This is a genomic window from Pseudomonas sp. Pseusp10 (genome assembly GCF_059492225.1).
This window is the reverse complement of the sequence record NZ_CP168528.1, coordinates 1796667-1808529: the sequence shown is the minus strand read 5'-3', so window position 1 is coordinate 1808529 and position 11863 is coordinate 1796667. Positions and strand designations below refer to the sequence as shown.

At 59.9% G+C, this 11863-nt stretch carries 4 protein-coding genes; 3 read left to right on the top strand and 1 reads right to left on the bottom strand.

Features of this window, described 5'->3' with window-relative positions:
* Positions 1-134: 134 nt before the first annotated feature.
* Positions 135-1259, top strand: coding sequence for an OpgC family protein (locus ACEN8Z_RS08040; RefSeq protein WP_495597291.1), 1125 nt, complete (start codon positions 135-137; stop codon positions 1257-1259).
* Between the two features lie 312 nt (positions 1260-1571).
* On the opposite strand, the gene ACEN8Z_RS08035 is transcribed toward ACEN8Z_RS08040, so the two are convergent.
* Positions 1572-3005: an amino acid permease gene (locus ACEN8Z_RS08035; protein WP_495597290.1), complete on the bottom strand. Its 1434-nt coding sequence runs from the start codon at positions 3003-3005 to the stop codon at positions 1572-1574.
* An 889-nt stretch (positions 3006-3894) separates the two neighbouring features.
* Here ACEN8Z_RS08035 and ACEN8Z_RS08030 point away from each other — a divergent pair.
* Together ACEN8Z_RS08030 and ACEN8Z_RS08025 are read left to right on the top strand one after the other, a co-directional pair.
* Complete coding sequence (locus ACEN8Z_RS08030) at positions 3895-7008, top strand: transglycosylase domain-containing protein (protein ID WP_495597289.1); 3114 nt, start codon at positions 3895-3897, stop codon at positions 7006-7008.
* Between the two features lie 155 nt (positions 7009-7163).
* A complete protein-coding gene (locus ACEN8Z_RS08025) occupies positions 7164-11837 on the top strand; it encodes an NEL-type E3 ubiquitin ligase domain-containing protein (protein ID WP_495597288.1) in 4674 nt (1557 codons plus the stop codon).
* Positions 11838-11863: the final 26 nt, after the last annotated feature.

The following is an 11863-nucleotide window of genomic DNA, read 5'->3' as shown; positions in this document are numbered from 1 at the left end:
GCCCGAGACATCCGGTAATATCCCGACTTTGCAATTGCCCGCGAATCAGTCCACCCTGCGCGCCGCCGCTTGGGCGCGTGGCCTTTGCGCCCGTGGCCAATCCCATTTTCACCCGCTGTTACGAGTCTGCTGTCATGACGTTAGCGCGCGATCACCGGATCGACTTCTTTCGTGGTCTGGCCCTGATCTTCATCTTTTGGGATCACGTGCCCCATAACCCTTTGGGGCAAATCACCCTGCGTAACTTCGGTTTCAGCGATGCGGCCGAGGTTTTCGTGTTTCTGGCAGGTTTTGCGGCCGTGCTGGCGTACGGCAAAGTCCTGGCGCGCGAAGGCTTTCTGATCGCCTGCGTGAAAATCCTGCGCCGCGCGTGGGTGCTCTACGTGGTGCATATCTTCCTGCTGGCGATGCTGATGGGCATTGTGTTCTTCGCCAATAGCCACGTGGAAACACGGGATCTGGTGGAGGAAATGGGCATGCATCACTTCATCAGCAACCCGCAGCAAGCGTTGATCGATGAGTTGCTGTTGCGCTTCAAACCGAACCTGATGGACCCGTTGCCGCTGTACATCGTGCTATTGGCGGGCTTGCCCCTGGTGCTGCCACTGCTGGTGCGCAAGGCCTGGGTGGTGGTCGCGATGTCGGTGGCGCTGTACCTGATGGTGCCGCTGGCTGGCTGGAACCTGGCAGCCATCAAGGATGGCGTGTGGTATTTCAACCCGGTTGCCTGGCAGCTGCTGTTCGTGCTCGGCGGTGCTGCTGCGATCCATAGCCAGCGCCCGCGCTTGCCCGAATCTCGTCCGCTGGTACGCCAGCCGTTATTTGTGAGTGCGGCGCTGTATGCAGTGGCCGCGGGTGTGTTGACCGTCCTGTGGCGCTGGCCGGACATTCACGATGCCGTGGTCCCGGCGAGCGTGCAAAACTTCCTGTACCCCATCAGCAAGACCGATCTTTCCCCTGTACGCCTGCTGCATTTCCTGGCACTGGCCTACGTCACGGCGACACTGATTCCCGACAGTGGATGGACGCAAACCTGGCTGGCGCAGCAATGCTGCCGCATGGGCCGATTCTCGCTGGAGATTTTCTGTCTGGGCGTGCTGCTGGCGCCATTGGCGGACATGGTCAACGCGTTGACCGACGATGCGTTTGCCATGCAGATTTTCACGGCGCTGGTGGGTGCCGGGTTGATGGCGTTGCTGGCGATGTGGCTGGAGTTCAACAAGCGTTTGAATCGATCACTGAAAACTGTGCCCGCCTGATATGTAGGAGCGAGCTCGCTCGCGATGGACCCAAGAGCGCCGCGTTTAGCCAGGGAACACGCGTCATCGTTATCGACCATCGCGAGCTAGCTCGCTCCTACAGGTTTCAGCGTTTTTTGTGGGAGCGAGCTCGCGATGGACCCAAGAGCGCCGCGTTTAGCCAGGAAACACGCGTTATCGTTATCGACCATCGCGAGCTAGCTCGCTCCTACAGGTTTCAGCGTTTTTTGTGGGAGCGAGCTCGCTCGCGATGGACCCAAGAGCGCCGCGTTTAGCCAGAAAACACGCGTTATCGTTATCGACCATCGCGAGCTAGCTCGCTCCTACAGAGGCCGAACGCGCCGCGCCTTGTGAAGCATTGGTCGGTTGCAGCTTGAACACGTAGAACAGCACCGTCAGCAGCACCAGGAACGCAGGCCCCACATACAGCGCCACGCGGGTGTCCGGGAAGTACGCCATCAGGCCGACCACCAACACCAGGAACGCCAGCGCCAGGTACGAACTGACCGGGTACAGCCACATGCGGTATTTCAGACCGGCCTGTTCGCTGGCGCTCAGGCCTTTGCGGAATTTCAGCTGGGCCAGCAGGATCATCGCCCAGGTCCAGATCGCGCCGAAGGTGGCAATCGCCGTCACCCAGACAAAGACCTTCTCCGGTACCAGGTAGTTGAGCAATACACCCAGCAGCAACGCACCAATCGACAGCAGCAGCGCACGGCGCGGCACACCGTTGCTCGACGTCCTGGCGAACCCCGCCGGGGCCTGGCCGTTCTGCGCCAGGCTGTAGAGCATGCGCCCGGTGCTGAAGATGCCGCCATTGCAGGACGACAGCGCAGCGGTGATCACCACGAAGTTGATGATGCCCGCCGCGGTCTTGATGCCCAGACGCTCGAAGGTCATCACGAACGGGCTGCCCTGCGTGCCGATTTCGTTCCATGGGTAGATCGACAGGATCACGAACAATGCGCCAACGTAAAACAACAGAATCCGCCAGAACACCGAGCCGATGGCATTCGGGATGGTCTTTTGCGGGTTCTTCGCCTCACCGGCGGTCAGGCCGATCATCTCCACGCCGAGGTAGGCGAACATCACCATTTGCAGTGACATCAACACGCCTTGCACGCCGTTGGGCATGAAGCCGCCGTGGGTCCACAGATTGGAAATACCCAGCGCCACACCGTCGTTGCCGAAGCCGAAGGCGATGATGCCGATGCCGCCGAACACCATCGCAATGATGGTGACGATCTTGATCAGGGCAAACCAGAACTCGAATTCACCGAAGGCCTTGACCGCAATCAGGTTGATCGAGCCCATGCTGATCAGCGCAGCGAGCGCCCAGATCCAGCGCGGCACGTCGGGGAACCAGATGCCCATGTAGACCGCCACGGCAGTGATTTCCGCGACGCAGGTCACCAGCCACAGGAACCAGTAGTTCCAGCCGGTCAGAAAGCCCGCCAACGGGCCAAGATAGTCCTGGGCATAACGGCTGAACGAGCCGGCGACCGGGTTGTGCACAGCCATCTCGCCGAGAGCGCGCATGATCACAAGGATCGCCAGACCGCCGATGATGTAGGACAGCATGATGGCCGGGCCGGCCATTTCGATGGCCTTGGCCGAACCCAGGAACAGGCCGACGCCGATACAGGCGCCGAGTGCCATCAGGCGAATATGCCGCTCGCCGAGTTCACGTTTAAGCGGACCGCCCTGAGCGGTCTCGCCTTGGGGCAGGTGATTGCCTGTGGGCATGGGGGACATCCTCGTCTTGTTATTGGATATGACCACCGAGTGGCGAAGCGCTGACCGATAAGCCATCGCTTCCCGAACCGGCTCTGCTTCGTGAGCAGAGCTGTCTTGTAGGAAAAACCTGCAAAATCAGTGGGAAAAGCGGCGCCGAGTATTGCACAACAATGGTGCATCGTCATGCCCCTGCCAAAGCCGTATTTACCCCTTCGACATGTCTAAATCAGGCATTTCAAACAACCCGGACGCTACGCCTTCCTCGTAGCAGCTGCCGAAGGCGGCGTTCGGCTGCGCAGCAGTCGTAAATCCGCCTTGCACGATCTCTCTGACGGACCGCGAACGCTGATTTTACGACTGCTGCGCAGCCGGACGCAGGCTGCGCCAGCTGCTACAGATTGCGTTGTGGCAATGGCCTAATGCCGATCAATCAGGCGAACCCAGACGCTACGCCTCCCTCGTAGCAGCTGCCGAAGGCGGCGTTCGGCTGCGCAGCAGTCGTAAATCCGCCTTGCACGATCTCTCTGACGGACCGCGAACGCTGATTTTACGACTGCTGCGCAGCCGGACGCAGGCTGCGCCAGCTGCTACAGATTGCGTTGTGACAATGGCCTAATGCCGATCAATCAGGCGAACCCAGACGCTACGCCTCCCTTGTAGCAGCTGCCGAAGGCGGCGTTCGGCTGCGCAGCAGTCGTAAATCCGCCTTGCGCCCGGTTTTACATAGTTTGGGGCTGCTTCGCAGCCCAACGGGACGGTGCGGCGATACGACAAGCTCCCTCGCCACAGGAAACGGCAATAACCCGACATTTTGCCCTTCACAATTTTTTCACCATTGCCAACCACCGTCTAAGCTTCAGACAAGTCCGATAAATCTGCGTGAATGGATCAGTCGACTATGGGCGCTTTGTGGCAAACCGATTCGAGTAAAACCGTGGTCCCGACTGAAGGTGTGGATGAAGCGCCGCTACCTGAAAAACCCCGTCGCTCCAGGCACGGCTGGGGAGCTTTCTGGCTATTGCTGTTGATTATCGCGATTGTCGTGGGGCTGGCCGCCATGAGGGAGATGCGCACCTCGAAGTTCCAGGCCCGGGAAGTCAGCAAATACGCCGCGTCCCTGAGCTATGAGCTCAAACCCGGCCCCAGCGATGCGATTCGCTATCCGGGCGACGGTCCGTTCGATCGGCGCCTGGGCTACAGCTCGCTGGATGAATTCCTGCCGCGCCTGATCAAGCGCGATTTCGTCGTTGAGGCGCAAACCCGCTTTTCTCCGGCGCTGTTGAAGTACAGCGACAAGGGCTTGTTCATACCGTATGCCGAGAAGATCCAGGCCGGGCTGTCGATCACCGATTGCCGCGCAGCGCCGCTGTACCAGTACAAATATCCGCAGCAGCTTTATTCATCCTTTGCCTCGATCCCGCCGGTGGTGGTCAACAGCCTGCTGTTCATCGAGAACCGCTTCCTGCTCGACACCAGGCAACCTCTGGCCAACCCCGCAGTGGACTGGCCGCGGTTCGGCATGGCGGCGTGGTCCCAGCTGGCCAAGTTGTTGCACGTGCCCGGCCAATCCGCCGGTGGCAGTACCCTGGCCACGCAACTGGAGAAGTACCGACATTCCCCTGATGGTCTGACGGTCAATGGTGCGGAAAAAATTCGCCAGATGATTTCCGCCACCGTACGCGCCTATCAGGCCGGGCCGCAAACCCTCGAAGCCCGGCAGAATGTGGTGCGCGACTACCTCAACAGCGTGCCGCTGTCGGCCGTACCGGGCCACGGTGAAGTGCATGGCATGGCTGAAGGGTTGCGCGTGTGGTACGGCTCTGACTTCAAACTGGCCAACGAAGCTCTGTCCAGCACCGCGACGGATCCAAAAACCATGGCGGACAAAGGCCTGGCCCTGCGCGAAATGCTGTCGCTGATGATTGCCCAGCGCCGGCCGTCGCATTACCTGACCAAGGGCCGCGATGAGTTGGCCGACCTCACCGACAGTCACATTCGTTTGCTGGCCCAGAACAATGTGATCGATGCGCAGTTCGCCGCCGCGGCACTGGCCAGCAAGGTGACGTACCGCGACTGGGCGACCCAGCCGACCATTCAACCGATCGAAACCAACAAAGGTATCAGCGTAGCCCGCAGCCGCCTGGCAGGTTTGCTCAATCGTCCGCTGTACGACCTCGACCGCCTTGACCTGTCGGCCACCAGCACCCTGCAAGGGGAATTGCAAACCCAGGCCACCGCGTACCTGAAAAAACTCGCCGACCCGGCCTATGCAGCGGAAATCGGCCTGATGGGCGAACGCTTGTTGACCCCCACCAGCACCACCCAGGTGCGCTACAGCTTCACCCTGTTCGAACTGACCCCGGACGGCTCGCGGGTGCGGGTGCAGACCGACAGCACCGACCAGCCGTTCGACATCAACGAAGGCAGCAAACTGGAACTGGGTTCCACCGCAAAAATGCGCGTGCTCACCACCTACCTGCAAATCATCTCGGAGCTGCACGACAAATACGCCGGCATGGACGTCCCGGAACTGAAGAAAGTCGACGTGCCGGATCAGGACCGCCTGAGTCGCTGGGCGGTTGATTACCTGATCGAGAACAAGGACCGCGACCTGCAGAAAATGCTCGGAGCTGCCCTGGACCGCAAATATTCCGCCAGCCCCGGCGAAGCATTTTTCACCGGTGGCGGCCTGCATGTGTTCCACAACTTCCGCAAGGAAGACAACGGCCGGATACCGACCTTGCGCGACGCCTTGCGTGAGTCGATCAACCTGCCGTTCATCCGCTTGATGCGTGACCTGGTGCGCTACACCACCTACTCCGGTGCGAACAGCAGTGCTGAACTGCTCAAGGACGACCGCGACCCGCGGCGCCAGGAATACCTGGCCGAGTTCGCCGACCGCGAGGGCACTTCGTTCCTGCTCAAGTTCTGGAAGAAGTACAAGAACAAGGACACCCAGGACCGGCTCGAGACCTTCCTCGATAGCATGCGCCCGACCCCGATCCGCATGGCCGCCGTACACCGCTACCTGCTGCCGCACGCCAGTCAGGAAAGCTTCAACGCCTTCGTGCGCTCGCACCTCACAGGTGCCAAGCTCACGGAAAAGCTCACTGACGAGCGTCTTTCGCGGCTCTACGAGGCCTACGGCCCCGGCTCCTACGACTTGCCGGACCAGGGCTTCATCGCCAAGGTTCACCCCCTGGACCTGTGGCTGATGGGCTACCTGCTCAACCACCCCGACGCCAAGTGGGGCGACATCGTCAAAGCCAGCCAGTTCGAACGCCAGGAGGTCTACAGCTGGCTGTTCAAAAGCCGGCACAAGGGCGCCCGCGACAGTCGCATCCGCACCATGCTGGAGATCGAAGCGTTCCTCGACATCCACCAACGCTGGCAGAAAGTCGGCTATCCGTTCGACCACCTGGTACCGTCGCTCGCCACCGCCATCGGCAGCTCCGGCGACCGTCCCGCAGCGCTGGCCGAATTGATCGGCACCATCCTCAACGACGGCGTGCGCATGCCGACCCTGCGCATCGACAGCCTGCATTTTGCCGCGGGCACGCCCTATGAAACCCAACTGATCAACAATCCGGACGTCGGCAAACGGGTGATGCCGTCCGAGGTCGCCACGGCCATGCGCGAAGCCCTCTCGCAAGTGGTGGACGCTGGTACAGCCAAACGCGTGGCCGGCAGTTTCAAACTGGCCGACGGCACGCCACTGGCCATGGGCGGCAAGACCGGCACCGGCGACAACCGCATCGAAGCCATCGGCTCCGGCGGGCGGATTCTGAGCTCCAAATCGCTCAACCGCACGGCGACCTTCGTGTTCTATATCGGCGATCACCACTTCGGCACCCTGACCGCCTTCGTGCCAGGCCGCTCGGCAGAAAGCTTCACCTTCACCTCGGCGTTGCCGGTGCAGGTGCTCAAGGGCATGGCGCCGATCCTGACGCCATATTTGCAACCAGGCACCCACACACAGTGCCTAAAAACCGAGACAACCGTCGCACGCTAGACGCAAGCATGGCGGTACATAGTTGTTTTTCCGTCTTCAATTTCGAAAGAGTTGAAGCCTTCGCGAGGTTTTTCCCAACGTATTTTTGCGCTTTTTTCGCCCTATCCGCGTACCTATCCTGATCGCTCCACTCCTGATCAACGGACGATCAAGCAATGCCCAATTCACTGAGCACGATTCACCAGGCGAGCCCGCCTGTCAGCGCCCCTGCCGATAAAAGCATCCATTACGACCTGGTCAGCAAAGCCATACCCGAATGGTTGCGCAAGGCGTCAGTTGCTCGCGTCAGTGAGCTTAAAGATGTCGAGGTGACACTTCCCGACTGGTACAAACAGGCTTCGCCAACGGCGCACCGAAATCTGAAAAATGGCGTCAAGCTCCACTGGGTCGCGCAGAACGATGTCGACCATACACTGAGCAATCTGCAGGACGTCTATGCCTTCGCCAAACCTGTGCTGCAACAGGCGCTGAAAGATCGCTTCGGTGTCGTGGACGACGTCGAGCAGACCTGGCTGCGGCTGTATGCGCCGACGAAAACAGCCTGGTGGGTGCATGATTTTTCAGGCGGAACCACCAGCCGAACCGTTTCGCTGCTGGACGCTGCCCTGCATAACTTTTCCAGTGACGAGACTTTTTCCCCGGACTCCGAGTTCATCACCCGACCGAACACCCAGGGGCACTTCGCGGTAAAGCCACTGAAGCACAAAATCAGCATCGACCAGTTCAAGTCGTTGTGTCGCGAACTGAATATCGGCGCCAAATATCAACAGCACCTCAACGATTTTTTACTGTCGACCAATCCTGTTGCCAATAGCGTCTTGCGCCACAAGGTCATTCTCAGCCAGAAAAGTGCGCTCAATGTCGCGGCACACATGGCCCTGATGAACAACGACATCGATCAGGACGCGTTTGATCTGGTGCAAGGCTTGCTCGTCGAGCGTGCCAATCTTCGCTGGAATGGCCAGGCCGTTGGCTACTACAACCTGGCGATGATGGACACGCGAATGACCGGCATTGTCATGATTACCCCTGATGTATCGACCGCCAGCCGTCCTGTCCCCGTGCTGGTGTATGTCCCGCATGACCCGGAACATCCACTCAAGCAATACCCGTCGTCGCTCGAGTTCATGGCTGAACTGACTCGACAATTACGCGACGGCACCAATACCCCCCCTTATCAGCAGTTCTTCAGCCAGTTCGTGGAGCATCAACAACGCGGGCATTTTTTTGCCGGTTTGAATGACCGATTGAGCAAGGTGAAATGGCAGCCGGCTCCCCAAGGTTCCAACTTGCCTTCCTGGCGTGAAACCTCTGTGGATAACCCGAATCTGCAATACAGTCTGTTAAACGTGACGCTCGATCGTGAGACCCGTTTCAACGGCAACCTCTGGGACTACTTCTACCGGCAGAAACTCAACAAAATCCTCAACGACGCCCGGGAAATCGCGATTTCCACTGAATACGCCGACCGCATGGCGCGCTGGGCGTGGTGGGACAACCTGGAAAAAATGCTCTCGGACATCCTCAATGCCGCCCTGCTGGTGACTACGCCGTTTGTCCCGGGTCTTGGCGAATTGATGCTGGCGTACACCGCTTATCAACTGACCGATGAAGTGGTCGAGGGCATCGTCGATCTGGCCGAAGGTCGTTTGGCCGAGGCTGGTGAACAAACCCTCGGGGTACTGGAAAGCATCGTCCAGTTGGGCGCGTTCGCGGCGGGAGGGGCACTGGGTAATGCCGCACGGACAAAACTCTCGCCGTTTTTCGAGGGGCTCAAACCGGTGCAATTGGCCAATGGCCAGACCCGTTTGTGGAACCCCGACCTCGCGCCCTATGAGCGACCGGGTCCGGCATTGCCAGCCGATACCAGGCCCGATGCATCGGGCATTTACCAGCATCAAGGCCGCCGCCTCGTGCGCCTGGACGATCAGCACTTCGAAGTGGCGCAAGACCCGGTCACCGGTCAGCATCGAATCAAACATCCGCAACGACCCGATGCCTATGCGCCGAGCCTGCGCCACAACGGTCACGGCGCCTGGATCAGCGAAACGGAAAACCCGCGCGAGTGGGAAGGCTCGACATTGATGCGTCGTCTGGGTCACAGCACCGATGGTTTCAACGATGAACAACTGGAGCAGATTCGTCAGATCAGCGGCACCGATGAAGGCGTGCTGCGCAGGGTGCACATGGAAAGCGCACCACCGCCACCGCTGTTGACCGATACCCTGCAACGCCTGGCTTCACCGGCCATTGCACCCGCTCCGTTATCCCCTGAGATCGCGCCCCTGTTCGGCGATTTCCCCGAGCTACCGGCCACCGTTGCGGCACAAATCCATGCCCGCGCCAGCGCTGCGGAACGTCAGCGGATAACGCAAGAAAGCCGCCTGCCCCTGCGCCTGAGGACCCAGGCGCGGGAACTTCAGTTCGAAACGCAAACGGTGCGAGCGGCCCAGGGGTTGTACCCGAGCGCCTCTATCACTCCCGACACCGAGCGCCTGGTGCTAGGCACTTTGCGCATCAACACCGACACCTTCGGCGACTTGCGCCTGGAAATCCGCCAAGACACTTTCGGTGGTGAACTCCGGTGCAGCGCCGGGCCCGACAATGCCTCGCAAGTGCGCATCATGATTCGCGACGAAACGGGTAAATACCGGGTGCGCGACAGCGCGGATCAAGCGATCCATGAAGCCGACAGCTTTTTTGAAGCACTCCTGCACGCCTTGGGGAAAGACGGGCAAAAAGCCTTGGGCTACAAACCGGGCGACAGCGAAAAATTCCGGCAATGGCTTACCGTCAAGATCGAACCGCCCAGCGAACGCCGCACGATTCTGGCGCAACCGCCAATTCGGCCGGTTGCCCAGTACGAGACCCAGCTACTGTTGCGCGGCGGCGCCCAGAGTAGGGGCGGCGTTACCCTGCATGAGCGTATTCAAGACCTGCACCCGCATTTCAGCGATAGCGAAGTCGATGCATTTGCCAACGCCCTGATCGAAAAAGGCCAGCCGCTGCAAGCCATCGAACAGCATGAGAATGATCTTGATGAATTGCGCGTGATCCTCAATCGCTGGGAATACCAACAGCCCGAAGCCTGGGGACCGGCCCCCGAAAGCTTTTTGCATGGTGGCGGCAAGCGCATTGCCGAGCGTCTGATCGACTGCTTCGAACGGAAAAACAGCGGGCTGGGCAACCGAACCGATCCGGACAGTTATGCCCTCGACCTGTCCAGTGAGCTATTGCCTGGAAATCTGGATACCTGGTGGTCACAACGTCCCGAACTGAAGAAGTTTCTCGACCGGATCACTGTGTTGAAACTCGATAACACGCGTTTTTCGGGTCAGCCCAACGGCCTGTTGAAAGACTTCCCTCATCTACGCGAACTCAGCGCCAGGAGCTGCGAGCTGACGGCTCTGCCAGAGAACATCGGCTCCATGCCACGGCTCGAACGCCTGCGCCTGAGTGAAAACGAGATCGTGCTCGACGCCCCTGCCGTTGAACGGCTCAAGCGCCTGACGTATCTGGAAATCCTCAGACTCGACGAGAACCCGTTGGGCAGGCTGATCGACATCGGGCGCATGCCGCGCCTGAAAGTGCTCGGGCTGAAAGACACTGTGATCACTGCCTGGCCACAAGGCGTTTTCGCCAAACCCAGGCCTCGCGGCTTTGTACTGGACCTGCGTGACAACCCGATCGACCAGATTCCCGAAGTGGTTGCCGGCTCGCCCCAAGCCTGGGTGGTCGCACGAACCCGGCTGGACGTCGGCAATCTTTCGCAATTGAATCAACTGCGCTATCAGGAATACCGACGCTCATTGGCATTGCCACCGGAACCTGTGTTGCCTTCGAACACCCGGCAAGAGTTGGTGGTCAATTCGGTAACCTCCCTGGAACGCTGGAACGAGGTACCCGGTTGGGGCGTCGAGCGGGCGAACATCTGGTCGGAGCTGGCAAACGAACCCCAGGGCCAGCAATTCATGAAGGCACTGCTCGATACCCAGAACAGTGCCGACTTCCGTGCCGGTGGCGTGGCCAAGGAACAATTGCTGCAACGGGTGTGGCGCATGCTCGATGCCGTGTTCATCGACACCGCGTTACGCGAAAAGCTGTTCACCATGGCGATCGCACCGGTCGATTGCGCCGATGCCGGTGCTCAGTTGTTCAACAACATGGGTATCAATGTGCTGGCGTCCGAGGCGTATTCGTATTCCACCGATGCGTCAGAGCTGGAGAAAAAACTGGTGACCCTGGCCAAAGGCGCGGCGCGGCTGGAGCAAGTCAATGACATCGCCCGGGCCGATGTCGACAGCCGGGGCGGCAACCCTGACGATGTCGAAGTCTACCTGGCTTACCAGACCGGCCTGGCGGATCGGCTGGACCTGCCCTGGCAGTCCCGTGGCATGTTGTTCAGGCCCGTGTCCGGCGTCACCGACGCCATGATCGATCAAGCCCATGACACGGTGCTGTCCCTGGGCGAAGGCGATGGCCTGGTCAACAGAATGCTCGAACAGCCTTTCTGGGAAGACTACCTGCGCACTACCTGGCCGGTTCGCATGGAAAGCAACAAGCTGCTTTTCCTGAACAAGTACGAGCAACTTGAAACCCTTCGCGCCACTCAGCGTGAATGGCTCTCGGCCCTTGAAGCCGATCGGCCTGCCCTGCGCGAGCGTCTCAGGTCGCTCAAGAACGATCTGCCGGTGCCGGACACCGTGGTCTTCGCAGATCAACCGATCAGCGACGAGACGTTTGATCGGCTGCTGGTCGACCTGGGTGACGATGAAAAGGAACTGTCGAGACAGTTGACCCGCGCTGCATTGCGCAGGGCCGGACAGTAAGGTCAGGCGGTGAACCTGACAGTCGT

Coding starts and splice junctions, on each gene's coding strand:
- ACEN8Z_RS08040 (WP_495597291.1), top strand. CDS start 135: ATGACGTTAGCGCGCGATCACCGGATCGACTTCTTTCGTGGTCTGGCC.
- ACEN8Z_RS08035 (WP_495597290.1), bottom strand. CDS start 3,005: ATGCCCACAGGCAATCACCTGCCCCAAGGCGAGACCGCTCAGGGCGGT.
- ACEN8Z_RS08030 (WP_495597289.1), top strand. CDS start 3,895: ATGGGCGCTTTGTGGCAAACCGATTCGAGTAAAACCGTGGTCCCGACT.
- ACEN8Z_RS08025 (WP_495597288.1), top strand. CDS start 7,164: ATGCCCAATTCACTGAGCACGATTCACCAGGCGAGCCCGCCTGTCAGC.